Origin of the sequence: Micromonospora sp. U21, assembly GCF_018070045.1 — a bacterium.
Classification (GTDB): domain Bacteria; phylum Actinomycetota; class Actinomycetes; order Mycobacteriales; family Micromonosporaceae; genus Micromonospora.
The window spans coordinates 1-26,030 of sequence record NZ_JAGPYK010000045.1 but is presented as its reverse complement, the minus strand read 5'-3'; the positions used below and the strand labels follow the sequence as shown (position 1 = coordinate 26,030).

Sequence of the window (26,030 nt, the reverse complement as noted above, 5' to 3'; positions counted from 1 at the left end):
TCAAAACCGGGCGGATTCTGTCCGGTTTCGATCGTACGGTCATTCGGTAACCGAGAGAAGGAGCGACAGATGGCGACGTTCGTGCTGGTTCCGGGGTTCTGGTTGGGTGCCTGGGCGTGGCGGGAGGTGACCTCGGCGCTGCGCGCGCAGGGGCACGAGGTGTACCCGATGACGCTGACCGGGTTGGCCGAACGGGACCACCTGGCCGGGCCGGAGGTCGGCCTGGAGACGCACACCGCCGACATCGTCCGGCTGATCGAGGTCGAGGACCTGCGCGAGGTGCTGCTGGTCGGGCACTCCGGCGGCGGGATGCCGGTCGCCCAGGCGGCGGACCGTGTCCCGGACCGGATCGCCCGGGTGGTCTACGTGGAGAGCGGGCCGCTGCCGGACGGCGTCACGCAGTTCGACACCGTGCCACCGGAGGAGCAGGAACACCTTCGGGCCGCGATCGGCACCGGTCACCTGCTGCCGCCGCCGGCCTTCGACCCGGCGGCCGACCCGACCAACCTGGCCGGGCTGGACGAACCGACGCTGGCCCTGCTGCGGGCCCGGGCCACCCCGCAGCCGCTGCGGGCCGCCACCGACCCGGTGCGACGCGCCGGCGGTCGTCCGGTCCCGACCGCGCTGGTCGCCAGCACCTTCCCGCTGGCGGTGGTGCGGCAGATGATCGGCGAGGGGCACCCCTTCTTCACCGGGCTGGCCGGTGGCCAGCTGTTCGAGGTGCCAACCGGGCACTGGCCGATGCTCAGCGAGCCGAAGGCCCTGGCCGACGTGCTCGACGCCGCCGCCCGAGGCTGAGAAAGGCCAAGCGTGGGCTCCGACGGCGGTTCGCAACGTCGTCGGCGACCGCCCCGCCCGCCGGCCCGGCCGGTAGCTCACCGGCCGGGCCGGCGTCAGCGGGGCAGCAACGCGGCGATCTCGGCGACGATCTCCTCCGGGGTCCGACCGTCGGTGGTCACCGTCGCGGTGGCCACCTCGGCGTAGAGCGGCCGGCGCTGGTCCATCAGGTGCTTGAGGGTGGCCCGCGGGTTGATCGCCAGCAGCGGGCGGCCGGCGCCCAGCCCGACCCGCTTCACCGCGTCGGGCAGCTCGACCGAGAGGTGCACCACCCGGTGCCCGACCAGGGCGGCCCGCGTCTCCTCGGCCAGCACCGCGCCACCGCCGAGGGCGAGCACCCCCGAACTGGCCGCCAGCGCCGCGGCCACCGCGGCCCGTTCGAGGGTACGGAAGTGCGCCTCACCCTCGTCGATGAAGATCTCCGGGATGGGCTTGCCGGCCATCCGCTCGATGTCGGCGTCGGTGTCGCGGAACTCCACCCCGAGTGCCGTGGCGAGCGCCTCCCCGACCGTGGTCTTGCCGCAGCCGGGCGCACCGACCAGGACGACGACCGGCGCCATCAGCGGATGACCAGCGCGTCGAGGTAGCCGGCCACGTTGCGGCGGATCTCGGCGACCGAGTCCCCGCCGAACTTCTCGGTGGCCGCCTCGGCCAGCACCAGCGCGACCATCGCCTCGGCGACCACCGCGGCGGCGGGCACCGCGCAGACGTCCGAGCGCTGGTTGATCGCCGTGGCCGGCTCGCCGGTCGTGACGTCCACGGTGGCCAGCGCCCGGTTCAGCGACGAGATCGGCTTCATCGCGGCCCGGACCCGCAGCGGCTCACCGGTGGTGATGCCGCCCTCGAGCCCACCGGCCCGGTCGGTGACCCGGCGGACGCCGGTCGCCGACGGGATGATCTCGTCGTGCGCCTCGGAGCCACGGGACCGGGCCTGCTGCCAGCCGTCACCGATCTCCACACCCTTGATCGCCTGGATCGACATCAGCGCGGTGGCCAGTCGCGCGTCGAGCTTGCGGTCCCACTGCACGTGGCTGCCCAGCCCCGGCGGCACTCCGTACGCCAGCACCTCGACCACGCCGCCGAGGGTGTCCGCCGCCTTCTTCGCGGCGTCCACCTCGGCGACCATCAGGGCGCTGGCCTCCGGGTCGAGGCAGCGCAGCGGGTCGGCGTCGATCCGGGCGGCGTCCTGCGGGCTCGGCCGCAGCCCGGGCTTCGCGGCCACCGGACCCAGCTCGACGACGTGCGAGACGATCTCGATGCCGAGCGCCTGCCGGATCAGCGCCTTGGCGACCGCGCCGACGGCCACCCGGGCGGCGGTCTCCCGGGCGCTGGCCCGCTCCAGGATCGGCCGGGCGTCGGTGTGGCCGTACTTCTGCATGCCGGCCAGGTCGGCGTGGCCCGGCCGGGGGCGGGTCAGCGGTGCGTTGCGGGCCTGCCGGGCGAGTTCGTCGGGGTCCACCGGGTCGGCGGCCATGACGGTGCGCCACTTCGGCCACTCGGAGTTGCCCACCCGGATCGCGACCGGGCTGCCGAGTGTGACGCCGTGCCGCAGGCCGCCGAGCACCTCGACCTCGTCCCGCTCGAACGACATCCGGGCGCCACGGCCGTAGCCCAGCCGACGGCGGGCCAGCTCGTCGGCGATCTCGGTGGTGCTCACCTCGATGCCGGCCGGCACCCCCTCCAGCAGCGCGACGAGGGCGGGACCATGCGATTCACCTGCAGTCAACCAGCGCAACACAGCGGTCAGTCTGTCACGGCCGGTGGCCGCCCCGCCGCGCTGCCCGGAGCGTCCCGCCCTGCGGACGCGAAATCGATTCCGAGCAAGTGCGATCTGCACTTGTTTTTCCATCGAGGCATGGTCATAAGTTGTTCAACAGCAAGTACCGCTTCCGGTCTCGCTCCAGCGTGCCGCCAGGCCAACCGACCTGCCGGCCAATCGTCCTGCGCATTTAAAGGCCTTGCCGCGCTCACGCTGTGGATTCAGCGAAAGAGAATGAACTCAGATCGGTAGGGCCGGCAGAACGCACAATGCGACGCTGGCGGACTACGAACAAATCCGGCCGGGCAGGGTTGGCGTGACCCGAGCCAACTCTTCCCCGCACCGCCCCGTTGACCCAATCACCTACGGCGTGGGGTCCGAATTGCGCTCATCGTCAAGGTCGACATGCCGGCCCCCCCTTGGTGGTCCTCGGCCGACTCGTTCAGTTACTTCGGATCGCGATGATCGACTTTGTCAGACCCGCCAGGCGTTCGTTGCGGATGGTGGCGTCCGGAAACAGGTACCGAAGTTCGGCGCGGCCGATCAGTTCGGTCGTGAGCACCTGCCTCATCGCCGCCTCGTACGACTTGCCAGGGTTATAGGCGAGCGGCCATCTGCGCGCCATCACCACCCGAGCCGAAACCGGCAGGAACTGCATTCCCGGGGCCACCCAGTGCGGCTCGATCGGGAAGTACCGGTACGGCGTCTGCACCCAGTACGCGCGCCCCAACTCACGGATCGCCTCGGCCATCCGCTGGCGACGCTCGTGACCACCGACATGCTCCAGCACGCTGTTGCTGAAGACGAGGTCATACTTGCGGCTCAGGATGCTCCTGGGCAGCTCGCAGGCATCGGCATGGTCAGCCTCGGCCCAGTCGGGCAGTTCCGAGGGCAGCGGCTCCAGGTTGACCACGTGAACGTGCGCCGGCCGGACGGGGACGCGCGCCCAACTCTCCACTCGGCCGCCCAGGTCGAGGACAGTCATGTCGGCCAGGTTCGGAAATGTGTCCGACAGCCAGGCTGCGCGCCGCGCCCGCCGTTTCGCTCCGAGCGAGGTCGGCGAGTCAACAAGACGGAACCTGAGCGAGTGGAGTCCCATTGATTATTATCCTTCGATCTGCTGATCGCGTCGTTTGTGGAGTGGGTTGCGCCGTCCCCGATTCGGTCAGATGCCCCGGCCGCGCTTGTGCAGCGAGCGCAGCACCGCGTCGGCCCGCACCACCCGACCGGCGACCGCGAGCGCCAGGTAGGCACGCGGCTCGCGGGGATTGCGCCGCAGGGTGCGCCGGGCCCAGCGCAGCGCGCCCCGGCGGTCGCCGGACGCGGCGCGGGCGAACGCGATCTGTCCGGTCACCCGGGCCTCGCCGGCCGGTTGGCCGGCGAACTCCGGGTAGCGCTGCAGCAGCCACTGCAACGCCTCGGAGATGGTGTCCCAGCGCTGCGCGAAGTACGAGCGCTTGTGCCAGCGGACCAGCACCGACGGGGTGCGCAGGTTGATCAGCGGCGCGCTGCGCGCGGCCCGGAGCAGGAACTCGTAGTCCTCGGCGTAGCTGCCCGGGATCTCCTCGTCGACCAGCCTGAACCCGTCACGCAGCGCGGCGGCGCGGATCAGGAAGGTGGACGGGTGCAGCTCCGTCAGCCGGTCCCGCAGCAGGTCGTCCAGGGTGATCCGGTCCCGGTCCAGCACCCGGTCCACGGTGTGCCCGTCGTAGCTGACCCGGATGCCGCAACAGACGAACTCGGCCGCCGGGTCGGCGACCAGCGCGTCGACCTGGGTTGTCAGCTTGCCGGGCAACCACTCGTCGTCGTCGTCGCAGAACGCGACCAGCTCACCCTCGGCGGCCACGGTGCCGCTGTTGCGCGCCCCGGCCAACCCCGGCGTGCGCTCGTTGCGGATCACCCGCACCGGGCGGTCCGGGCCGGACAACCCGGTCAGCGACTCGTCCGGCGTGGACTGGTCGAACACCACGACGACCTCGATCTGGCCCGGGTACTCCTGGGCCAGGATCGCCCGCACCGCGGCGCGCAGCAGCTCCGGGCGGTCGCGGGTGGGCACCACGACGCTGACGTTCGGCTGCCGGGTCATCGGTCCTCCTCCGCCCCACGGCCGGACCGCGTCCAGGCCCGCCACCAGGGTTGGCGCCGGGCCGACTGAGCCACCAGGTCCTCCACGATCCGCCCGACGCGGGCCACCGCCGCCCGTCTCGCCTCGTGCGCGCCCGGGTCGGCGGCCACCGCGTACCGCGACGGGTCGGCCAGCCCGGCGGCCAGCGCGCAGTGCAGCGCCTCCCGGGTCTCGCAGAGCGCCACCAGCCCGGCGGCGCCGAGCCGGCGGGCGAAGAGCTGTTGGTGGTCGTCGACGTGCTCGCCGCGCGCCGGGTCGCGGGGCACCACGATGGGCAGGTGGCCGTGCCGGCGAGCCTCCAGGATGGTCGCCGGGCCACCGTGGCAGACCACCAGGTCGGCGTCGGCCATCGCGCGCTGCAACGCGTCGTGACCGAGGAACGGCACCGCGCCGGGCACCTGCGGTGCCGGGGTGTGCCCGTGCTGCACGGTGAGACGGACCCGGTCGCTCGCCTGCGTGTGCCACTGCGCCAGCCAGTCGACGAGCCGGTCGAACGGGTGCTTGTCGGTGCCGACCGCGATCAGCAGCCCGACCTGGGTGGCCGGCGCGGCGTCGCGCTGGCGCGGCAGCCGGGCCGGCTCCGGCGCGGGAACGGACCGTGGCGGCTGTGGACGCCGGGCGGTGCCGGTCTCCCCGCTCACAGCAGCGTCCCGACGACGGTGGCCTCGGGGTACTGCCGCCGCTGCTCGTCCCACTGCACGAGCATCGCGGACAGGAACGGCCGGCAGAGCCGGGCGGTCAGCGTCGGGGTGTCGATCCGGTCGTACACCTCGATGTAGACGGTCGGGATGCGCCGCAGCCGGGCCAGCACCACGAACGGCACGGCCACCCCGGCGCCGGTGGTGACCACCGCGGCGACCCGCCGACCCCGTAGCACCCGCCACGCCAGCAGCGCGTTGCGCAGCAGGTTCGGCACGTTGCGGGTGGTCGGGTGGTGCGCCGGCACCAGGTCCTCGCCGGCCAGCAGCGACACCGCCTCCGGAGTGTCGAAGGTGACCCAGCAGCGCCGCCAACTCTCGTACCAGGGCCGCAGGGCGAGCAGCTGGGCCAGGTGGCCGCCGCTGGAGCCGACCAGCAGCAGCACGGGCGGTCCGCCGTCGTCGTTGTTGTTCCTGTCCACGCGACTCCCCACAAGTTCGCTTGGAATTTCGGGCCACACCACGCAGCAGCAGATCACAGGTTGCCCGACCGTTGAATAGGGCGACCGGTTGATCAGCCGATCTCCAACGGGGACCGGCCGTTGCCATCGGCCCTCCGCCAGCCATCGACGTCCATCGCAAGCAGCAATTCTTCCGTCACGCTCCGGCGATGGTCAATGTCCACCGGCGCGGCGACGTGCCCGGATCAATCGCTATGTCGTTTCTCGATGACGTCCAACAGTGCGGGATGCAGCGCTGCGTTCCAGCCGGCGCCGGCGTCGGCCAGCCGCCAGGTCCGCAGCCACATCTCCACCAGGTACGCATCGGCCACCAGCCGGCGCTGCGCCGGGCCCAGGCCCAGCCGGTCGCCGTGCCGGCCCAGGCGCCCGTCGACGTCCGCCGCGGCGACGGTGGCCGGCTCCCCGCGCAGCACCAGGGCTCGTTGGAAGGCATCGTGCGCCAGGTCGAAGCCGACCGGCACGTCCGGCCCGCTGTGCTCCCAGTCCCAGGCGACCAGCTGGCCGGCGTGCCGGCCCAGGTTCCACGGCACCCAGTCGCCGTGCCAGTGGCCGAACTCGACGTCGGTGTCGCCGTGTCGGCGGGCCAGCGCTGCGACCGCGGCGACCGCTCGCGCGCCGGCCGGCTCGGCCACGGCGGCCCGGTCGGCCTGCGCGGCCAGCCGGGTCAGGAACGTGGATCCGGCCAGCGGTCGGGGCGCGCCGGCCGGGCCGCCGCGACGGGCCACCGCGAGCAGCGCCGCGATGCGCGGCGGGTCGTCGACCGGAACGCCGCGTACCGCCGGCGGCAGCGGCTCGATCACCGCGACCACCTGGCCGGCCCACGCCGTCTCGGTGAGCAGCCCCGGCGGCAACGGGTGGTCGGCGACGCCGGCCACCGCGCGCAACGCCCGCAGCGCCGCCGCCTCGGCGGTGACCAGCGCGCGGGTCGCGTCGTTCCAGCCGATCTTCGCGTAGCCGCGCGGGCGACCGTCGGCGGTGAACAGTTGCAGGGTGGGCTTGCCGTTCGGGTCCGGTGGGCGGACCCCGCAGGCGGCGAGCAGCGGCGTACCGCCGAGCGCGTCGGCGAGCCGCTCGGTCAGCAGCAGGTCGGCCGCGGGCACCCCGGCCGGCACCGAGACGGTCAACGTCGGAAAGGGCGCCAGCCCGGCCGGGCCGAACCGGGCCAGCCCGCCGAGCATCGCCCGCACCGCACGCACCTTCGGTGGCCGCAGCGCGTTGTACGCCAGCAGCGACGCCGCCCCGGCCCGGGGCGCGCCCAACGGCACCAGGAACCGCGCCCTGGCCACCGACGGCACCACGGCGTACCGGGCGACCGCCCGGTGACCCGGCGGCGGGGCGCCACCCACGGTCAGGCCGACCCGCGCGTCCGGGAAGACGGCGCGGCTCACCCAACCCAGCCCGTCCACCCGGGACCGGAGGTCGGTGGCCGCCGCGCCGACCCGCGTGGTCACGCCGTCCGGTCCGCCCAGTCGAGGGCCAGACCCAGCCGCTGGCGCAGCGCGTCGTTGTGCGGCCGGTAGTAGTCGGTCAGCTCGGCCCGCACCGCCGGCTCCAGCGGCGCCGAACGCCGGTCGTTGTAGACCTTGAAACTCGGCAGGTCGTGCGGCGGCAACCCGAGGAAGTCCAGGGTGCGCCGGTAGGTCGCGCGGGAGTCCCGGTAGAGCTCTTCACTGGGCAGGAAGAGGATCTGCTCCCGGGCGAAGCGCTCCAGCCACGGCTCCAGGTGCTCCAGGTAGCGCCCCCGGGCCCGGTACGTGTACCAGTCGTACGGCTCGCTGAAGGACTCCGGCTCGGCGATCAGCCGCTCCCGCTCCCCCGCCGTGCGCTCCGGTTCGGCGGCCAGCGCCGCGGCGAAGTCCAGCGGCTCGATGCCGTGCGTACGGCGCTCCTTCCAGTGCGAGTACGCCCGCTCCACCGGATCGCGCAGCAGCACGATCAGCTTCACGGCCGGCATCAGCGCGGCGACCCGCTGCGCTGCGAGGGGGTGGAACATGTACAGCGGGGCGGCCTCGCCGACCCGGACCGGCCCGCCGTACCGCTTGGTCAGCGCCTCCCGCTGCCGCTCGGTCGGGAAGTGCGAGCGGTACCACGCCTCGCCGCGTCCCCAGTGCTCCTCGAAGTAGTGCGCCGACTTGGTGTTCCAGGCGGGAAAGAGCCGGGGCACCAGCGGGTGCTGGATGAGGTAGTTCCACAGGGAGGTGGTGCCGCCCCGTTTGGTGCCGATGATCAGGAAGTCCGGCAGCGCTCGCCGGTCGCTGGTCCGCACCGCGTAGTCGACCAGGGACTCCTTCAACCGGTTGGTCACCTGGGTCGGCACGAGCTGCTTCACCCGATCTCGGATGGACGACACAGCGGTCTCACCTGCCCTTCGTCGAGGTCGCGGCGGCATCGGCGGCGACCGGCGCCGCCGTCTGACCGCGACGGAACTGCCTCATGGTCACCCGGATGCGCCCTCGTACCCGGGGCACCGTCAACAAGCCGACGCAGCCGGTGGCCAGCACGCTCAGTGCCACCACCAGGCCGGCGATCCCCCGACCGCCGGTGAGCACGCCGGCCAGGGCCGCGATCCCCACCCCGACGATGACCGCGGCCGCCGCCCGTACCAGCGCCGCGTCAACCAGTGGCTGGCCGATCACTACCCGGGCGCAGACGAAAGAGATCAGGTTCTCGGTGGCGATGCCGGCCGCCCAGGCAAGCGCGGCACCCGTCACCCCGTGCTGCGGGATCAGCCACAGTCCGAGGGAGACGGTGACCACCAGTCCGGCCACCGTCGCGGCCAGGTGCAGGCCACTGCGACCGCTCATCAGCAGGAGGGTCTGTACGTTTCCCACGCCGGTGTTGACCAGCATGGCCAGGGCCAGCACGGTGATCGCGGTGGCTCCCGCGGTGAACCCGGGCCCGAAGAGTTGCAGGAACGCCAGCCCGAACACCGCGAGCAGGAGGTAGACCGGCCACGACAACACCAGTGCCCAGGTGGTCATCTGCCGATGCACCGCCGCGGCCGCGGCCCGCTCACCACCACCGAGCAGCCGGGAAAGCTGGGGCGACACCGCCACCCGCAAGCCCTGCATGGCCAGTTGCCCGGCCAGGATGTATCGGCCGACCGCGCCGAACACGCCGGCGTCGGCCTGCCCGGCGAGCACCGAGGTGAGCAGCACGCCCACCCACACGGCGCTGGCGTCGATCGCGGCGGAGGCGGCACGGGGCAGCGCGAAACGCCAGAACGCCGACCAGTCGGCCCGCTCGGGGCGCAGCGCTGCACCCCGGCCGACGCCCAGCGGGCCAGTCACCAACACGAGGCAGGCCAGGATGGCGATCGCCGCCGGGACCACCCAGCCGATCATGCCGACGAGCACGCCACCGCTGGCAACGGCCGCCGCACCAACCAGCACCGGCCGCGCGACCGGCACCAGGACGGACTGCACGCCGACGTACGCCCGGATCGGACGGATGCAACGCAGCACGGCCAGCAGAAGCGTCATCGCCACCACCAGCGGCACCGCGGCGAAGCTGGCCGCGATCAGGGCCGTGTCGGTACCGCTGTGCGCGTCCAGCAGGCGGGGTGCGAGCGCGTCCGCGGCGAACACCCCGCCGACGGCGACGACGACCGCGGCTACCAGCGGAGGCAGCAGCGCCACCGGGAGCACCCGTGCCGCGTCGCCTCCTCGGCCGGCACGCCGGCGAGGCAGCGTCCAGATGAGTCCGGTCTCCGCACCCATGGTGCAGATGGCGGCGGTCACCGTGACGACTCCGATCGCCGCGAAGAACGCGCCCGAGCCGACGGTGCCGTAGCCGCGGGTGATCACCACCGCGAGCAGGAAACCGAAGAGCCCGTTGGTCGCGGCCCCGGCAAGCCCCGCGAGGCCGGTACGGGCGCTGCGCCGCGCCTCGGTCGTACCGTCGGCGACGAACGCCTCGGAGCCGGAGCCGACGGCTGGGCGGGTCCCGGCGGTCATACCGCCGCCGCCTTCGGGCTGCGGACAGGGTGCGCCGGACGGGCACCTCTGGGTCCCGCCTCCCGCTCGACGAGCGCCATCGCGACGGCGACCCCGAAGTAGGCGATCGTGATGGTGGGGTCGGCCATACCGTAGAACGGAATCTGCACCAGGCAGATCACCGGGACCACCGCCAGCCACTGCCCGGGTGCCGAGCGGGCCCGGGCGATCTTCAGCGTGACGATCACGAACCAGGCCAGGAAGCAGAGCAACGCCGGTACGCCGTGGCTGAACAGCACGGTCCAGAGCTGCCCCTGGGTGCCGACCGGCACCTCGGCCGTGACCGTGTCCACGGTGACGGGTGCGCCGTACCCGAGCCACGGTGAGTCCGCGATGCGGCGGATGACCTCGGCGTAGAGGGAGAACCGGTCACTGTTCGTGTCGCTCGACTCGACCCGACTGTTGATCAGGTCGGCGACCGGGATCAACAGGGTGGTGAGCCCGCCGATGACCAGCACTCCGACAACGGACGCGCCCACCCGGACGTTGCCGCGAAGCGCGGCTCGCACGCCGAGCACGGCCAGGCCCACCCCGAGGCTCGCGAACATGACCCGGTTCAGGGTGAGGAAGGCCGGCGCCAGGGACAGCGGCAGCGACACGAGCAGTGCCCAGCGGAGTATCCCGCGACGACGCAACATGGTGTACGCCACGACGCAGGGCAGCATCATCGCGTACGCGCTGCCGTAGTTGTTGGTGTACGGGAACGGCGCCGCCGGCCGGTAGATCGGATTGAGCGCAAGTTCGCTGTACTCGGTGGCGGTGACGTGCACCAGATCCTGCATGTACGGGTGGCCAGCCACGCCGCCGGGCAGCAACATCTCCATCGGGGTCGTCAGCTCGAATCGCGGCGCCAGCACTCCCAGCCAGCCCAACGCCACCAGCCCGATCCAGAACGCGCAGATCGGCACCAGTGCCGCCGCCGGGTCGGCTCGCTCCCGGGCGTAGACATACACGTACACGCCAACCACGAGGGCAGTGACGTAGTCGCCCAGCCGCAGACCGAAGGGAAGCAGCGAAACCGGCGAGGGTAGTTGGGTGGCGCTGAGCAGCACCAAGGCCAGAAACAGCAGCCAGATGCCGGTCGCCGGTGGCAGCGGCACCCGCCCCCGGACGATCAGCAACGCCAGCAGCACCGCGCCGAACAGTGGCCAGATCAGGTAGAACGCGCCGGCCAGCCACCACAGCGGAACCAGACCGAACATGATCAGCAGCGGCCAGCGGGGCAGCCGGGGTGAAAGCGGTGCGGCGATGACCGGCGGACCGCCCCCGTCCGGCTCGCTGCTGGCCAGGGCAACGGCGACGGGCACCGTCAGCCCCGGCCGCTGCGGGTGAGCACGAAACCCAGCGGGGTGACGCCGGCCGCGCGCAGCCGCTCCGCGAGCCGGCGCAGGTCGCCCTGGCGGGTCCTGTCCTGTTCGACCACCACCACCGCGGTGCCCTGGCGGGCCGCCGCGACGCCGCGCTCGTCGGCCTCGGAGGGCGGCGCGTTGAAGAGCACGACCCCGTTGGCGGTGCGCTGCCGCCACGTGCCGAAACGCACTCCGCCGGCGCCCACAGGCACCTCCTCCGCGCCGTTCCCGACAGTACTCATGCCGCTCACAGTCGCGCTCAGGCTCGTTCGCGGCAGGGTCAGGGTGGCGTCCGGGTCTGTCGACGGGTAGCTGCCGACCGGGTATGGGGACGGACGGCGGGCGGGACTCTGCTCGGTGACGCTGTTGCCGCCGGCCGAATCGGCCGTGCGGGGCTTCGGGACGAGTGGACGGACCGTGTTGGCCGTCGCGGGCAGCCGGTCCCGGTCCGCCAGCACAGCGGCACGCAGGTGGTCGAGGCGGCCGCTGTCGTCGGCCACGTAGACGTCCCGGCCAGTCGCGGCGAGCGCAACCGCCAGACCGGCGGTGATGGACGTCTGGTCCTCGCGAGTGGTCAGCACCGCCACCCGGGCCGGCTCGCGAACCCGCTCGGCGATCGCCATGGCCGCATATCGGATATCGGCATCCACCGCCTTCCCCCGGCCCCGGAACAACCGGCCGCGCACGGTGCCGAGCAGCGGCAAGCCGGTCACGTCCAATCCGTCGTGGACCGATCGGACCCGGCGGTCCCCCGACTCCCAGCCGTACGCCAGCACCACCCCCAGCAGTGCGCCACCGAGTAGCCCGGCCAGCACGTATAGCAGGATGTGCCCGCCGGAGGAGACCAGGACGTTCTCGGCGCTCTGAGTGATCCAGCCCGGGTTGACATCGACCGCCGCGATCTCCGTCCGGGCTGAATTCAACTGGGTCAGCTGATTGTTGGTTCCGCCAAGTTCGGCAATAGCGGCGTCCAGCGAGCCGTCCCGTGCGCTCGCGATCCGCCGCTGCAAGGCCTCCCGCTGCTTGTCCACCTCCACGATGCTCTCGTCGTACCGCTTCAGCATCTCGGCTCGCTGCTTCTCGTACATCGTCCGGCGCACGTCGAGGTAGGTCTGCGCGGCGAGGTTGACGTTGCGTACCGCTTCGTCGGCGGAGCGGCCGGTGTAGGAGAAACGGAGAATCTGCCCGCCGGTCGGCACCTCCACCTCGAGGGCGTCCCGCACGTCGCGCTGGTCATCGCCACCCTCTGCCGCGAGCCGTTGCACCACTTCGGTCCCGGTGGCGATGCCGCTCTCCACGTTCATGTTCACCGCCCGGTCGGCGGCGGCGCCACTCGGGGTGAACGCGTCGGTGACAACCGGGCGTACCGCCACCACGGCGCTCGCGGTGACCGCGCCCGGCATGAGGAGGACGTACCCGAGTGCGGCGAGCAGGCCGAAAGCGGCGACCGCCCCCACCAGCCGGATCCGGTGCAGGGGGACGCGGAGCAGGTCGGTCAGGGTGACTGTCCGGGCCGGCGTGCCCCCACCGCCGAGCGGATCGGCGGACCAGGAACCGGGAGATGCATCAGCCATGAACTTCACCGTCTGTTATGGATTGTCCGGACGAAACGACGCCCGTACCCGCCGTACTTTCCCCTGTGAGGCGTCGGGCCGGCGACGTGGTCCGCCACCGGCCCGACGTGATCTATCGATTCTCTGTGTCGAACGGATCAGTCGTCACTGCACCGAGAAAAAAATCCTCGGGGTGGACCAGGTCAAGCCCCCGCCCGCCGGCGCGATCACCGTGCTGGTCGCGCCGTCGACAACCGGGGCGGCCGTCGGATCGAACGGCACGCTGCGCAGCGTGCCGTCGGTCCCGCCGTACACGATGCGGCCGCTGACCCAGGCCATGCCCCGCACCGACGACCAGGTGACGCCGGTCGTCGGAAGGGCGAACTCGGTCGCGCCCAGATAGTTGCCGTCGATCTCGAAGTAGCGGTAGTAGAGCGCGTTGGCGCCGCTGCGGGTGTAGTACAACCGGCCGTTGAGGTAGAACGCGCCGGTCATGCCGGCAGCGTTGAACCAGTCGTTGAACCCCGACGACTCCCAGGGAACGCCGATGGCGCCGCCGTTGAACATCGAGACGTCGATCCGGCTGCCGGTGGGGGCGCCGGCCACCGTGTGTGCCCAGTAGATGCGGTCGCTCACCCGCCAGGTCGCGCCGGCGTTCGTGTAGTTGGGCTGGCTGACCGTGGTGGGAGCACCGACACTCGCGCCGTCGAACGGAGTCTTGGCCAGCTGACCCTGGCCGGTGCCGAGGTAGAGGTTGCCAGTGGTCGCGGTCGGTGGGTTCTTCGGGGCGAAGGTGCGACCGCCCGCGAGCGGGAACATGCCGAGCCGGCCGTGGTACTCGCTGCCCATGCCGTCGGAGTTGTGCCCGAAGTACAGCCCGTCGCTGCCCCGCCAGAGCACGGGGACCTGCGAGCCCCAGTTGCTGGTGCCGGCCGGCATGGACGCGCTGCCGCGGCGGCCGGGGTTCCACGCGACCGGCAGGCCGGTCGCCGGGGTGACGGCGGCGATGCCGAGTCGGTCGATCGCGCCGTTGCCGGGCGCGTCGCTGGCGTTCGGGTTGTTCAGCCAACGGAAGTGCCCGCCCAGGTAGATGACGTTGTCGGCCACCTCCACCGAGGTGATGGTGTCGTTGCCGGTGTAGTCGACCCAGGTGCCGAGCTGGCCGCTACCCCGGTCTGCGGTCTCGAACCGGATCAGCGCGTCGCAGTACGCAGCCGGCCAGCCAGCGCCGCCGTTGGTGCCGACGACGAACCAACTCCCGTCCGCACCGAACTTCAGGTCCTGCACGTAGTGCACGAAGGTCTCGGGCGCCGCACACGGCGCGGCGAACTTCTCAGTGCTCCAGTCCAGCACGGTTGGCGTACCAGTAAGGTCGATCATCGCCATCTGGTTCCGGGACAGTCCGTTCACCAGTGTGAAGTTGCCACCGGCGATCATGGTCTGCCCGTCCGGGGTGACATCGATCGTCCAGCCGTACGAGCCGGTCCCGTGCCGCCCGACGGTGGCGTTGATGTTGAAGGTCGGGTCGATCGCGCCGGTGGTGGCGTTCAGCCGAGCCAGACCGGAGTGCGCGGCACCGTTCACCCAGTTGAACGCGCCGGCAAGGTAGAGCCAGTTGCCACGCAGCACCATGTCCCGGATCATGCCGCCGTCGGAGCGGCCGACCCAGCTGCTGATGGTCGCTCCGGTCGTGGGATCCAGCGCCACCAGGTTTTTCCGGGAAACGCCGTTGACGGTCTTGAAGCCGCCGCCGACGATGAGCGTGCCATTCGGGCCGGCGAGCAGGGTGTTGACCGGGCCGTCGAGAACCGGCAGGAACGTGGTCGAGATGGTTCCGCTGGTCCGGTCGTACGCGAACAGGTAACTCTGCGTGATCCACGCCGCGCTGGCGTTCTGCCGGATCTGGGTGAAGCTGCCGCCCACGTACACCTGAGAGCCGACCTGCGCGAAGGCGCGGCTCTCGCCGTCGCGGCCGTGCGGGGTGTTGTCGGCCGGGTTGGTCGACACCACGGTCGCCGTCTCAGGAGCTGGCACCACGGCGGCCGAGGTGACGGACGGGACGGTCAACACCGCGGCGAGGGTCACCAGGCCGACTGCGGCCGCACGGATACGGGACCCGGCAGATCGCCGAGAAAGCGAAACTATGGGCACGCTACGCCTCCAAGTTGGACGAGATCCCGCGTAGCGTGCCTCGTCGATCATGATTCGCGATATCCGCCGATTGGGCGGTCGCCGGCCCCACGCGACGACGGTGGGTGGTATCCCTGTCGGGTATCAGACTCACGTCAGCACGCCCCGGTCGAGCAGCGATGCAGCAACAGGTCAGGCTGTGGTCGTGACCTCAACGGGCACCGCGTCCGCGGGCCGGATGGGTGGACGCACCCGGCCCTCGGCCACGAGTACCGTCAGCACCATCACGCTGAGCAGCAGGGTGGCGAAGATCCATCCACCGATCACGTCGGTGAGCCAGTGCCGCTCGGCATAGATCCGGGTATACCCCTCCACGGCGACCAGCACGGCCAGCGCGGTCGCGATGGCAATTCGGCCGCGTCTCGGGATGTTCCAGGTCAGCCCCGCCAGCACCGCGATGGTGCCGAAGGTGAGCATGACCCGGGCACAACCGCCGGAGGGATAGGTGCCGAGGTCGGTGGGTGGATGGCCGCGGTCCACGGTCAACGCCAGGATCTGCTGGATGTACTGCTCGATGACGAACTGCAACGGCATCGCGACCAGCGGGATCCACCATCGGCGGCGTCGCCAGGCGATGGCGAAGCCGACCGCCGCGACCACCGTCACCCACTTGAGCGGGTATCGGTCCCCAATCGCGGTGACGAACGAGTTGATGTCGGCCCACACGTCGACACGACGGGCATGCACGTAGTCGAAAACCGGATGGTCGACGGACGGTTCCAATCTGGACAGCAGTTCGCCGAGGGGCCAGCAGATCGTCACCACCGCCGCGGACCCGGCGAGCAGGACGACAAGAGCGGCCCCGATCCGGCCGAGAGCCTCGGTGAGCCCAGCCACTGCGACGCGCAGTCGGTCCGCCGCCCGACTCTCCCGCACGGCCGGCGCCCAACGGGTCGCCATCAGAGGGATCAGAGCGGCCGGCACCAGCACCGACAGTGCCCCCAGAGCGTAGATCAGAACCACAGCCGGTCACCGCCGTCCGGTCGACCAGCGGCTGACCCCGCCACGTCCGTGGCACGCAACCACCTGGTGTCCGCCGACGTCATCGGTCCCCCTTCACCCGGGCCACCGAGCAACCACCCCGTTCAGGGTCCGCCGGCACCACCACATGGCATTCGAGGTGACACGTTAAGGGACTTGGACGCTGCGCGATAGCCGCCAGTCCGTCCGCTCTCCGTCCACCACCTGTCGTGGTTTCGACAATCGTCGTTGCCGTGCAACTGGCCGAACTCCAACCATTGGGGTCGAGTCGCAATCACGACAGAGGCGACGCTCGGCGGCAGCACCCGGCCCGGGGCGGATCTGGACGAAATGCTGCCACCACTCGAGCGGTCGTCAGCGGCTCCCCCCGGTGGGCTGCCGCAGGTACGGGTCACGGCCGGCCTCAGCGAAGCCGGCCACTGCCGCGGCATCGTGGTTCATCGTCATGTCGCAGGTCGTCGTGCGGGTGGTCATGCCCGACGAGTTGAAGTAGACGGCGGCCTTGATCTTCGGGTGGGCCTTCAGCGCCGCCGGGAAGTCCTGGAACCAGCGCTGCTTGGCGCCCCGGTCAGCGGGATTGAAGTTGGTGCCGAACTCGGCGAGCATCCGCGGCTTGCCGGCGCCGATGCCGTTCTCGTCCAGCCACCGGTAGAAGCCGCCGACGGTGGTGCTCGGGCTCTTCCACACCGTGCTGCCGTTGCAGACGTGGAAGTTGTACGGGTCGTAGGCCACCCAGTCCACGTAGCGGTCGCCGGGGTACAGGCCGGCGTACCGGGAGTAGTGGCCGGACCAGCCCATCATCGTCCAGACCCAGACCGCGTTGTCCGCGCCGGCCTGGGCGAACCGCTCGTGCACGTAGCGCCAGGCCCGGGCGAAGTCGGCGTCACTGCCCTTGGCCGGTTCGTCCTCCGGCTCGTGGTCGAAGCCCATGAAGACCGGCACCTTGGCGTCCCGGATCCGGCCGGCGACCGCGTCGATGGTCTCGTCCTGCCGGCCACTGTAGACGTCGGCCCAGGTCAGGCTGGTGCCCGCAGAGAAGTTGCGCGACTCCCAGGCGAAGAACATCAGCCGGCCCTCGCGCATCTGCTGCTGCTCGTAGGCGTCCGGGAAGGCGCCGTTGCTGCCGACGTTGGAGAAGTCGTGGTAGCGGTGCACGATGTCGAACTTGCGGCCGACCTGCGCCTCGACGTCGGTGACGGCCTTGCCGTGGTTCCAGCCGCTGCCCGCCCCGGACGGCGAGTACATCCCCCACCAGGCGCCGCAGGACGGGACGAGCTTGTCCGACACCGCGCCGCACCTGCCGGGCGCGACCGTGGGGCTCGCCGACGGAGTGGGCGTCCGGGTCGGGGCGATGGTCGGCGACGGCTTCGGCGCGGCGGTGGTCGGCGACGCGCTCGGCGTCGGCGGCGGCGCCGGGCGGGTGGTCGTCACCGGCGACGGCCGGGCGCCGATGTCGTAGCTGATCACCAGGCGCGGCCGCAGCTCCGGGTCGCGGTTCTCCGCCGACGCCCAGTAGATCCGGGTGTCCAGGCCGGCCTGGGTCAGTGACACCGTCCAGGTGCCGTTGCCGGTGACCAGGCGGGAGATGTCCCACTCGTTGAAGCCCTTGGACACCCCGGTCACGGTGTCCAGCGTGGCGCCGGCCGGCTTCGGGGCGGGCCGTGTCTCGCGGGCGCTCAGCGGCGAGGCGTGCGCCGTCACCGTGGCGGCGAACTGCTGCCAGGCGTGCACCCGCAGCGTCGCGCGGACGTTGACCGCGGCGGCCGGCACAGTGGTCACCGCGAACTCGATGACCGCCTCCCGGTTACCGCGCGGGTTGCCGTCGCAGCGCGCCGGGCAGGTCGCGAGGGTCGGCTTGGCGGCGTTGTCGCCGTCCTGCGTCACCACGGTCGCGGTGGTGTCCGCCGTCGCCCGGATCGAGAAGTCGTCGATGGCCAGCAGCGGCATCATGGTCACCACGATGCCGGCGACCACCGAGCCGCCGACCACGCCGACGGCGATCGCCTTGCGCCGGGGGCCGGGGCGGTAACGGGTGATGCGGTGCAGTCCGTGCCTGCTCAAGGAGAACTCCCTGTGTCTGCTGCGGTGACGCTGAGCAGCGTATCGACGACCACACCATGTCGTAGGGAGGACAGTTTTCCCTAAGCGCGTCTTAACCGTCAGCTAAAGGAAGTCGCCCCGGTCGCCTGTCGCAGGGCCGTCCGCATCGCCTTCACCGGGGCGGTCACCCCGGTGAACTGCTCGAACTGGCCGACGGCCTGGGCCAGCAACAGGTCCAGACCGGACACCACCCGCAGGCCCGCCGCCAGGGCGGAGGCGGCCAACGGCGTCGGCCACGGGTCGTATAGCGCGTCGAAGAACACCGCGCCCGGCGACCAGGTCACCGTGTCGACCAGCGGATCGGCGACCCCCTTCGGCACGGTGGAGACGACCACCTCGGCGGCCAGGTGCCGGGGCGCGTCGGCCCAGGCGCCGGCGCTCAACCGGACCCCCAGCGCATCCGCCACCGGCCGCAGGTCGTCGACCGCCTCGGCCCGGCGGGCCACCACCGTCACCGAGGACGAGGCCAGCCGAGCGGCGGCGGCCAGCGCGGCACGGGCCGTACCACCGGCGCCGAGCACCGTCAGGGCAGCACCGGCCACCACCCCGGCGTCGGTGAGCACCCGCACCATGCCGGCGACGTCGGTGTTGTCCGCGTACCAGGAGCCGTCCGGCCGGCGTACCAGCGTATTGGCCGCGCCGACGGCGACGGCGACCGGCGACGCCTCCGCGGCCACCGCGAGCGCCGCCTCCTTGCCCGGCATCGTCACCGACAGCCCGGCCCACTCCGGGCCGAGACCGGCGACCACATCCGGCAGCTCCGCCGCCGCGCACTCGATCCGGGTGTACGACCACCCGACCAGCCCGGCCGCCGCGTACCCGGCGGTGTGGATCACCGGGGAGAGGGAGTGCGCGATCGGCTTGCCCAGCACCGCGGCCCGTCGTCTGAGCGCCATCAGATGATGCCGGCCTCCCTGGCCTTGGCCTCGTTGCGCTGGTGACCCTCGTACGTCTCGGCGAAGGCGGAGTGGCCCTCCTTGTCGATCGCCACGAAGTAGAGCCACTTGCCCGGCGGCGGGGCCATCGCCCCCTCCAGGGCCTGCTTCCCCGGGTTGTTGATCGGGGTGGGGACCAGGCCCGGCAGCTTACGGTTGTACGGGTTCTTCGGGTCGTCCAGCTCGGCCACCGTCATCTGCGCGGAGGTCTTGGTCGGTTTGCCGATCGACTCCAGGTAGTAGTTGACCGTGACGTCCATCTCCAGGCAGTTGCAGTTGAACTCGCCGTAGACCCGGTTGTAGGCCACCCGGGCGACCTTGCCCAGGTCGTCCTTGTTACCCGCCTCGGCCTGGGCCAGCGAGGACACGATCAGCGCCTCGTACGGGCTGACCTTGCGTTCCTTCTGCACCCGGTCGGCGAACTTCATCTCCCCGGTCACGGAGAGGAAGTTGTCCACCATCAGCTTGAGGATGCTCTCCGCGGTGGCCTTGGGCGGGATCTCGTACGTGTCCGGGAAGAGGAAGCCCTCGACGGACTTGACGACCTTCTTGCCGTCGTCGCGCTTGAACCACCACTCCGGGACGCCGAGCGCCTCCGGGTCCTTCGCCGCCGTCTGGAAGTCCTTGACCGGGATCTTGGTCTTCTCGGAGAGCAGCTTGTAGATGCTCAGGCTGGTGCGACCCTCGGGGATGGTCAGCCCGTTGACGATCCTGTTCTTCGGGTCGAGCATCGCGGTGACGGCGCTCGCGCCGCTCATCTGCTTGCGCAGCTTGTACGTGCCCGGCTGGATGTTCTTGCTGCGCGAGTTCGCCTCGGCGGCCTCGATGAACGCCTTCTGGCTCTTGACCACGTCGGCGGTGACCAGTGCGTCGGCCATGTCGGCGAGCAGCGCGCCCTGCTTGATCTCGACGGTGATCTCACCGGTGCCGGCGCCGTCGTAGTCCGGGGTGACGAAGTAGTTCTGGATCCGGTCGAAGCCGTAGAACGCGCCGCCACCGATGCCGCCCAGCAGGAACAGGGCCAGCAGCAGGGCCAGGAACGTCTTGCCCCGGCCCCCGGACCCGCCCTTGCGTTTGCGGACGAAGCCACGCCGGTGCCGGCCCTTCTCCCCCCGCTCCGCCTCGTCGAACCCAAGATCCAGATCGTCGATCATTACGTCCGCCTCCGCTGCGCGTCCAGCCAGCTCTGCAGGATCTCCACCGCGGCCGCCTGGTCGACAACCGCACGTTGACGCTTGCCCCGAACGCCACGCTCGGCAAGCCTACGAGAAGCGACCACGGTCGACATCCTCTCGTCAGTGAGCGCTACCGGGACGGGCGCTATCACATCGACCAGTCGGTCAGCGTACGCCTTCACGTGGACAGCCGCGGGGCCGTGCTTCCCGGCGAGATTGACCGGAAGGCCGACGACAACCTGGACGGCCTCGTACTCCGCCACCAGCGCTGCCAGCTCGGCGAGGTCGCTCGGCACCGCGTCCGGCGCCGCGGTGAGGTCGCGGGCCAGGGTGACCAGCGGGACTGCCAGCACCCCGTCCGGATCCGAGCGGGACACCCCCACGCGGACCTGGCCGACATCCACTCCGATCCGTACCCCGCGCGTCAGCTCAGTCACCGACGGTCACCCCTGTGAACGGACGAACCAGGGCGGACCGATCGGCCCGCCCTGGTCGAAGATGGTGGTCCATCACGCCTCGGTGACCGCCTTCTCGACGGTCAGCAACAGCTTCGGCGCCTCAGTCGCCGGCAGGCCGCCACCCTGGGCCAGATCGGGGCTGCCCCCGCCGCGCCCGGAGAACGCCGCCTTCACCAGATCCGACGCGGCCAGGCCCCGAGCGCGGGCGGCCTGGTTGACCGCCACCACCAGGGACGCCTTGCCGTTCGCGCGAGCCGCCACCGCGACCACCGCCGGCCGCGCCGGGTCGATCTTGCCGCGGATCTCCTGGGCCAGCGTCCGCACATCGTTGCCGGCCGCGCCCTCCGGCGCCTCGGTGCCCACGTACGCCACCCCGCGCACGTCCTTGGCCTGGGCGGCGAGCGCAGCCGCCCCGCCCAGCACCAGCTGGGCGCGCAGCTTCTCCAGCTCCTTCTCCGCGTCCCGGAGCTGGGTGACGGTCTGCTCCACCCGGTCGGCGACCTGGTCGTTCGGCACCCGGTACAGCTCAGCCAGCCGGGAGACCAGCAGGTGCTCACGGGCCAGGAAGCCGAAGGCGTCCATGCCGACCAGCGCCTCGACCCGACGGACGCCGGAGCCGATCGACGACTCGGAGAGGATCTTCACCAGGCCGAGCTGGGCCGAGCGGGCCACGTGGGTGCCGCCGCACAGCTCCCGGGCATAGTCGCCCACCTCGACGACCCGTACCTCCTCGCCGTACTTCTCGCCGAAGAGCGCCATCGCCCCGATCCGCCGCGCCTCGTCCAGCGAGGTGATGAAGGCGTGCACCTCCAGGTCGGCCAGGAGCACCTCGTTGACCTGCTGCTCCACGTCGTGCAGCACACTCGGCGACACACCGGTCGGGGTGTTGAAGTCGAACCGCAGGCGGCCAGGCGCGTTCAGCGAACCAGCCTGGGTGGCCGAGTCGCCCAGGAAGTTGCGCATGGTCTGGTGCACCAGGTGGGTGGCGGTGTGCGACCGGGAGATCGCCCGGCGCCGGGTGGTGTCGATCTCCGCGAAGCCGGTCTCGCCGGCCCGCACCTCACCCCGGATCACCCGGGCCCGGTGCACGATCAGGCCGGGCACCGGCTGCTGCACATCGAACACCTCGATCTGACCACCACCCACGGTGATCATGCCCTGGTCGGGTTGCTGGCCACCGCCCTCGGCGTAGAACGGAGTCGTGTCGAGCACCAGCTCGATGGTGTCGCCCTCGGTCGCCGCCTGGCGCGGACCGCCCTCGCCGAGCAGCGCCCGCACCCGCGACTCGCGAGCCACCTCGCTGTACCCGGTGAACGTCACCGGGCCGCCCGAGTCGAGCACCGACCGGTACGCCGACACGTCGGTGTGCCCGGTCTTACGGGCCTGCGCGTCGGCCTTCGCCCGGGTCCGCTGGTCGGCCATCAGCCGGCGGAAACCCTCGTCGTCGACCGCGAGGCCCTGCTCCGCGGCGATCTCCAGGGTCAGGTCGATCGGGAAGCCGTACGTGTCGTGCAGCTGGAACGCCTTCGCCCCGGACAGCGCCGTTCCGCCCGCGGTGCGGGTCTCGGCGATCGCCGTGTCCAGGATCGTGGTGCCGGCGCGCAGCGTGGACAGGAAGGCCTCCTCCTCGGCGTACGCGTACTGCGCGATACGGTCGAAGTCGGTCGCCAGCTCCGGGTACGACGGCGACATGCAGTCCCGCGCCACCGGCAGCAGCTCGGGCAGCGCCCGGTCCTGCCAGCCGAGCAGCCGGATCGACCGGATCGCCCGGCGCATGATCCGGCGCAGCACGTAGCCGCGCCCCTCGTTGCTCGGGGTCACGCCGTCGCCGATCAGCATCAGCGCGGTCCGCACGTGGTCGGCGATCACCCGCAGCCGGACGTCGTCCGGGTGCGACTCGCTGGCCACGTGGCCGGAGTGCGCACCGTAGCGCTTGCCGGTCAGCTCGGCCGCCCGGTCCAGGATCGGCCGAACCTCGTCGATCTCGTAGAGGTTGTCGACGCCCTGCAGGATCGAGGCCATCCGCTCCAGGCCCATGCCGGTGTCGATGTTCTTCGCCGGCAGGTCGCCCAGGATCGGGTAGTCGTCCTTGGTGGTGCCCGGGCCCCGCTCGAACTGCATGAAGACGAGGTTCCAGAACTCCATGTAGCGGTCCTCGTCGACCGCCGGGCCGCCCTCCCGGCCGTACTCCGGGCCCCGGTCGTAGAACAGCTCCGAGGACGGGCCGCACGGCCCGGGAATGCCCATCGACCAGAAGTTGTCCGCCTTGCCCCGGCGGATGATCCGCTTGGCCGGCACGCCGATCGAGCGCCAGATCTGGAACGCCTCGTCGTCGTCGAGATAGATGGTCGGCCAGATCCGCTCCGGGTCGAGGCCGTACCCGCCCTGGTCCTGCGGCTTGGTGATCAGCTCCCAGGCGAGCGGGATCGCCCCCTCCTTGAAGTAGTCACCGAAGGAGAAGTTGCCGTTCATCTGGAAGAACGTGCCGTGCCGGCTGGTCTTGCCGACCTCGTCGATGTCCGGGGTGCGGATGCACTTCTGCACGCTGACCGCCCGCCGGTACGGCGCGGACTGCTGGCCCAGGAAGTAGGGGACGAACGGCACCATACCGGCGTTGACGAACAGCAGGTTCGGGTCGCTGATGGCGGGCAGCGGAGCGGACGGCACCACGGCGTGGCCGTTCGCCTCGAAGTGCGCGAGGTACCGCCGCTTGATCTCCGCCGTCTTCATCGCTGGTGTTCCTCCGGAAAGATTTCTCGATCGCCGACCCGCGGGTCCTCCCGCAACTCGGCGAACTGGTCGTCGAACGCCTCGCCCTGGGCGAACGCCTGGTGGATCTCCTGCTCGCGCTCGGCCATCCCGATCCGGACGTCCTCCACGAAGCTACGCAGCGATTCGACCAGCCCGCCAGCGGATTCCGACAACGTGCTGGCCACGCCGGCCGGGGTGTACGCCTGCGCGGTCCGGGTCGCCTTGCGGACCACCACCACGCCGACGGCCAGACCGATGCCGAGCCAGAACAAGCGCCTCATGTCTCGCTACCTCCTGGTGGGCCGGCCGGTCAGCGGTTGCCGCGCCGGGCGGCCCGCCGCTGCTGCTTGATCGTGTCGCGCACCTCGCGCTCGGTCTCGGCGTGCCGGCGGCCGGCGGCGGCCTTGCGCACGCCGTAGCCGAACGCGGCCACCTTGACCAGCGGGTTGGCGGCCGCGGCGGAGACCACGGTGGCCAGGTTGGCGATGTTGGCGGTGACGTTCTGCGCGTGGCTGGTCATCGTGTCGACCTTCGCCAGCTGGAGGTTCACACCGTCGAGCGAGGTCTGCACCTGCTCCAGGGCGGTGTTGACGTTCTTCACCGTGGTGTTCACGTCACCGATCAGCGGCGCGGTCCGATCGTTGAGGTCGTTGATCATCCGGGTGGTGGCGTCCACCGTGTGCCGCAGCCGCAGGATGGGCAGCGTCAGGATCAGCACCAGCACCGCGAACGCGCACGCCGCGACCAGCGCCGCAACCTCTCCAATGTCGCCCACGCCTGTCCTCCTCAAGCAGAGTTCCTCAGGACCCGCCGTCCCCGGAACACACAACCGTGGCACCCGTACCGGGCCCCGCCGAGCCGTCACCGGCCAGCGGCAGCGGGCTCGGGCCCGCCAGCCCCAGACCCTACCGTCCGTGATGGAGACCCGCTCACGACGGTGAGGGCGTCAATTCATCCAGCGGGTCCTCGCTGACCGTCGGGAACGGATCCTCTCCGGTCAGTGACGGATCGGTGCTCGGCTGTGGCCTGGTCCGCTCGTCGTCGATCGCGTTGCGTACCTTCACCGACACCAACGAGCCGGCGCACTCGGCCGCAGCGGCCGACGGCTCGGGAGACGGCACGATCGCCGGCTCGCCGTCGACCGGCGGCGGCACGCAGGTCGGCTCGCGTACCCAGAGGTCGAGGGTGAGCTCGTCGCGGCGCCAGCAGGTGTAGCTGCCCTTCGTATCCGGCTCCGGGCAGCGGGCCACCTTCCAGGGTTGCCAGCCGTCCTGGCGCAGCGCGCTCTCGTAGACCTGCGCCGTCTCCTCCGGCGACTTCTCCGAGGTGACGGTGCGCTCGCGCAGCCGGCAGTCGAGCAGGCACCAGCGGCTGCCACTGACGTCGTCGACCGTTTTCGCGGCGGCCCAGCCCGGCACGTTCAGCTGGTCCAGGTTGTCGAAGACCGGGTCCCTGCTCAGCGTACGGATGCCGAAGAAGAGCGGCACCGCGCCGAGCAGCACGACGCTGACCAACGCCAGCACCGCCGCACGTAGGCGGCGACGCTCGCGCGACTGCCGGCGCAGCTCGGACCGGGCACCCGGGGCCGCGTCATCGTCGTCGGGCACGTCCCGGCCGGGCGCGCGCAGCGCGGGCTCGGCGGCCGGCTCGGGCACCGGTCGGTCCACCGGTCCGGCCGGCGGGGGCACCACGGCGGCAGCCCGGGCCACGCCGACGGGCTCACCCGCGCGGCCGGGCGGCGGCACCGGCGCGACGCCGGTCGGTTCGGGGCGGCCGGGCTCCCGGTGCGGCGGCAGCGCCCGGCCGGCGGCGCGGTCCGCCGGCGTGGGCCGGACGGCCGGCACACCCGCGCGGGCCACCGCGGGCGCCGCGGGACCGCTGCCGAACTCGCCACCGGCCCGCTCGTCGCCAACGGGCGGCTGTGCGGTGCCGGGTGGGCGGACAGCGGCGCGAGCTGGGCCGTCGGGACGCGGCCGGGGTGGGCCGTCCGGGCCAGCGCCCGGTGCGACCGCGGCGCGGGCCGGGCCGTCCGGGCGGGCGGCGCCCCGGGCGGCAGCCTCGGCACCGGGGGCGGGCCGGGGCGGCCCGTCGGGGCCACGCCGGCCGGCGCCCGAGACCGGCGCGTCGCCGAGGGCTGGTCGGGCCCGGCCGGGCGGGGTGGTGCGGGCGGCGCCCCGGGCCGGTGCGCCCGGACCGGCGGGCCCGCCACCGGCGGCGGGGGGGCCCCCGCGGGGGGGGCCGGCGGTCGGGGGGGCGGTGCCCGCCGCGCCGGGTCGACCCGGGCCGGCAGGCCCGTCGTTGCCGGGCGCCGCCGGGGGGCGGCGTCGTCGACCGCTGGGGTCCGGAGTGTTTGCCGGAGCCCCCCGGCGGCCGGTGGGCCGCTCGCCGGCGGCCGGCGGGTAGGTCAGGCCACCGCTCGGCTGCTCCCCGGTGGACTCCGGCGTGCCGGGCCGAGCGGCCCGGCGACCGGTGGGAGCCTTCGCCCCCGGGTCGGGTGGCGGACCGGCGGACCGGCGGCCGGCGGCGCGCTCCGCGGCCGGGTCCGGCACGGCGAGCGGGCCGGGCGAACCGCCGGTGAGATCCGCGCCCGCGGGCGGCGCCGAACGGCGTTCCGCGGCGGGTGGGGTGCCGCCGCGCCGGTTGACCACCGGCAGGGCCGGGTC

At 72.0% G+C, this 26,030-nt stretch carries 22 protein-coding genes; 1 reads left to right on the top strand and 21 read right to left on the bottom strand.

Features of this window, described 5'->3' with window-relative positions:
- Positions 1-69: 69 nt before the first annotated feature.
- Positions 70-798 carry an alpha/beta fold hydrolase gene (locus KBX63_RS32390; RefSeq protein ID WP_210917929.1) on the top strand — a complete coding sequence of 243 codons (729 nt, stop codon included), beginning with the start codon at positions 70-72 and terminating at the stop codon, positions 796-798.
- 95 nt (positions 799-893) lie between these two features.
- Here the strand turns inward: KBX63_RS32390 and KBX63_RS32385 are convergent, their stop codons facing one another.
- The 21 genes from KBX63_RS32385 to KBX63_RS32285 form a co-directional block, all read right to left on the bottom strand.
- Positions 894-1,397, bottom strand: a complete 504-nt coding sequence (locus KBX63_RS32385; RefSeq protein ID WP_210917928.1) for a shikimate kinase — start codon at positions 1,395-1,397, stop codon at positions 894-896.
- Complete coding sequence (aroC, locus tag KBX63_RS32380; RefSeq protein ID WP_210917927.1) at positions 1,397-2,575, bottom strand: chorismate synthase; 1,179 nt, start codon at positions 2,573-2,575, stop codon at positions 1,397-1,399. The genes KBX63_RS32385 and aroC overlap by 1 nt, the downstream gene beginning before the upstream one ends.
- Positions 2,576-3,038: 463 nt before the next feature.
- The gene (locus KBX63_RS32375; protein ID WP_210917924.1) at positions 3,039-3,695 is read right to left on the bottom strand and encodes a class I SAM-dependent methyltransferase; all 657 of its coding nucleotides are present in this window, start codon (positions 3,693-3,695) and stop codon (positions 3,039-3,041) included.
- Positions 3,696-3,761: 66 nt separating this feature from the next.
- A complete protein-coding gene (locus KBX63_RS32370; protein WP_210917922.1) occupies positions 3,762-4,682 on the bottom strand; it encodes a glycosyltransferase family 2 protein in 921 nt (306 codons plus the stop codon).
- A complete protein-coding gene (locus KBX63_RS32365; RefSeq protein WP_210917951.1) occupies positions 4,679-5,248 on the bottom strand; it encodes a glycosyltransferase in 570 nt (189 codons plus the stop codon). The genes KBX63_RS32370 and KBX63_RS32365 overlap by 4 nt, the downstream gene beginning before the upstream one ends.
- 110 nt (positions 5,249-5,358) lie before the next feature.
- A complete protein-coding gene (locus tag KBX63_RS32360) occupies positions 5,359-5,841 on the bottom strand; it encodes a UDP-N-acetylglucosamine--LPS N-acetylglucosamine transferase (RefSeq protein WP_210917919.1) in 483 nt (160 codons plus the stop codon).
- Between the two features lie 224 nt (positions 5,842-6,065).
- Positions 6,066-7,331 (bottom strand): hypothetical protein, encoded by a 1,266-nt coding sequence (locus tag KBX63_RS32355; protein WP_210917917.1) that lies wholly within the window; start codon positions 7,329-7,331, stop codon positions 6,066-6,068.
- Positions 7,328-8,230, bottom strand: coding sequence for a sulfotransferase domain-containing protein (locus KBX63_RS32350; RefSeq protein WP_210917916.1), 903 nt, complete (start codon positions 8,228-8,230; stop codon positions 7,328-7,330). The genes KBX63_RS32355 and KBX63_RS32350 overlap by 4 nt, the downstream gene beginning before the upstream one ends.
- Positions 8,231-8,237: 7 nt before the next feature.
- Entirely contained in the window at positions 8,238-9,836 is a 1,599-nt protein-coding gene (locus tag KBX63_RS32345; RefSeq protein ID WP_210917915.1) for a lipopolysaccharide biosynthesis protein, read from the bottom strand.
- Positions 9,833-11,077 (bottom strand): O-antigen ligase family protein, encoded by a 1,245-nt coding sequence (locus KBX63_RS32340; RefSeq protein ID WP_374102291.1) that lies wholly within the window; start codon positions 11,075-11,077, stop codon positions 9,833-9,835. The genes KBX63_RS32345 and KBX63_RS32340 overlap by 4 nt, the downstream gene beginning before the upstream one ends.
- A gap of 107 nt (positions 11,078-11,184) precedes the next feature.
- Positions 11,185-12,798, bottom strand: a complete 1,614-nt coding sequence (locus KBX63_RS32335) for a lipopolysaccharide biosynthesis protein (protein ID WP_210917914.1) — start codon at positions 12,796-12,798, stop codon at positions 11,185-11,187.
- Between the two features lie 144 nt (positions 12,799-12,942).
- Positions 12,943-14,886, bottom strand: a complete 1,944-nt coding sequence (locus KBX63_RS32330; RefSeq protein ID WP_210917947.1) for a delta-60 repeat domain-containing protein — start codon at positions 14,884-14,886, stop codon at positions 12,943-12,945.
- 213 nt (positions 14,887-15,099) lie between these two features.
- The gene (locus tag KBX63_RS32325; RefSeq protein ID WP_210917913.1) at positions 15,100-15,930 is read right to left on the bottom strand and encodes a phosphatase PAP2 family protein; all 831 of its coding nucleotides are present in this window, start codon (positions 15,928-15,930) and stop codon (positions 15,100-15,102) included.
- Positions 15,931-16,302: 372 nt separating this feature from the next.
- The gene (locus KBX63_RS32320; protein ID WP_210917910.1) at positions 16,303-18,009 is read right to left on the bottom strand and encodes a glycosyl hydrolase; all 1,707 of its coding nucleotides are present in this window, start codon (positions 18,007-18,009) and stop codon (positions 16,303-16,305) included.
- 98 nt (positions 18,010-18,107) lie between these two features.
- Positions 18,108-18,944 (bottom strand): shikimate dehydrogenase, encoded by an 837-nt coding sequence (locus tag KBX63_RS32315; RefSeq protein ID WP_210917908.1) that lies wholly within the window; start codon positions 18,942-18,944, stop codon positions 18,108-18,110.
- Positions 18,944-20,137, bottom strand: a complete 1,194-nt coding sequence (gene mltG, locus KBX63_RS32310; protein ID WP_210917907.1) for an endolytic transglycosylase MltG — start codon at positions 20,135-20,137, stop codon at positions 18,944-18,946. Before mltG ends, KBX63_RS32315 begins: the two co-directional genes overlap by 1 nt.
- On the bottom strand, positions 20,137-20,595 hold the full coding sequence (gene ruvX / locus KBX63_RS32305; RefSeq protein ID WP_210917906.1) for a Holliday junction resolvase RuvX: 459 nt from the start codon (positions 20,593-20,595) through the stop codon (positions 20,137-20,139). The genes mltG and ruvX overlap by 1 nt, the downstream gene beginning before the upstream one ends.
- A gap of 72 nt (positions 20,596-20,667) precedes the next feature.
- A complete protein-coding gene (alaS, locus tag KBX63_RS32300; RefSeq protein ID WP_210917905.1) occupies positions 20,668-23,346 on the bottom strand; it encodes an alanine--tRNA ligase in 2,679 nt (892 codons plus the stop codon).
- The gene (locus KBX63_RS32295) at positions 23,343-23,648 is read right to left on the bottom strand and encodes a hypothetical protein (protein ID WP_210917904.1); all 306 of its coding nucleotides are present in this window, start codon (positions 23,646-23,648) and stop codon (positions 23,343-23,345) included. The genes alaS and KBX63_RS32295 overlap by 4 nt, the downstream gene beginning before the upstream one ends.
- 29 nt (positions 23,649-23,677) lie before the next feature.
- The gene (locus KBX63_RS32290; RefSeq protein ID WP_210917902.1) at positions 23,678-24,142 is read right to left on the bottom strand and encodes a DUF948 domain-containing protein; all 465 of its coding nucleotides are present in this window, start codon (positions 24,140-24,142) and stop codon (positions 23,678-23,680) included.
- A gap of 154 nt (positions 24,143-24,296) precedes the next feature.
- Positions 24,297-24,974: a hypothetical protein gene (locus tag KBX63_RS32285; RefSeq protein WP_210917945.1), complete on the bottom strand. Its 678-nt coding sequence runs from the start codon at positions 24,972-24,974 to the stop codon at positions 24,297-24,299.
- Between the last annotated feature and the right edge of the window lie 1,056 nt (positions 24,975-26,030).

Bases quoted from the DNA above. Each gene is read 5' to 3' on its own strand.
- KBX63_RS32385 (WP_210917928.1), bottom strand. From the start codon at position 1,397: ATGGCGCCGGTCGTCGTCCTGGTCGGTGCGCCCGGCTGCGGCAAGACC.
- KBX63_RS32375 (WP_210917924.1), bottom strand. From the start codon at position 3,695: ATGGGACTCCACTCGCTCAGGTTCCGTCTTGTTGACTCGCCGACCTCG.
- KBX63_RS32345 (WP_210917915.1), bottom strand. From the start codon at position 9,836: ATGACCGCCGGGACCCGCCCAGCCGTCGGCTCCGGCTCCGAGGCGTTC.
- KBX63_RS32295 (WP_210917904.1), bottom strand. From the start codon at position 23,648: ATGAGGCGCTTGTTCTGGCTCGGCATCGGTCTGGCCGTCGGCGTGGTG.
- KBX63_RS32315 (WP_210917908.1), bottom strand. From the start codon at position 18,944: ATGGCGCTCAGACGACGGGCCGCGGTGCTGGGCAAGCCGATCGCGCAC.
- KBX63_RS32340 (WP_374102291.1), bottom strand. From the start codon at position 11,077: ATGTTCGGTCTGGTTCCGCTGTGGTGGCTGGCCGGCGCGTTCTACCTG.
- KBX63_RS32335 (WP_210917914.1), bottom strand. From the start codon at position 12,798: ATGGCTGATGCATCTCCCGGTTCCTGGTCCGCCGATCCGCTCGGCGGT.
- alaS (WP_210917905.1), bottom strand. From the start codon at position 23,346: ATGAAGACGGCGGAGATCAAGCGGCGGTACCTCGCGCACTTCGAGGCG.
- KBX63_RS32370 (WP_210917922.1), bottom strand. From the start codon at position 4,682: ATGACCCGGCAGCCGAACGTCAGCGTCGTGGTGCCCACCCGCGACCGC.
- KBX63_RS32390 (WP_210917929.1), top strand. From the start codon at position 70: ATGGCGACGTTCGTGCTGGTTCCGGGGTTCTGGTTGGGTGCCTGGGCG.
- mltG (WP_210917907.1), bottom strand. From the start codon at position 20,137: ATGATCGACGATCTGGATCTTGGGTTCGACGAGGCGGAGCGGGGGGAG.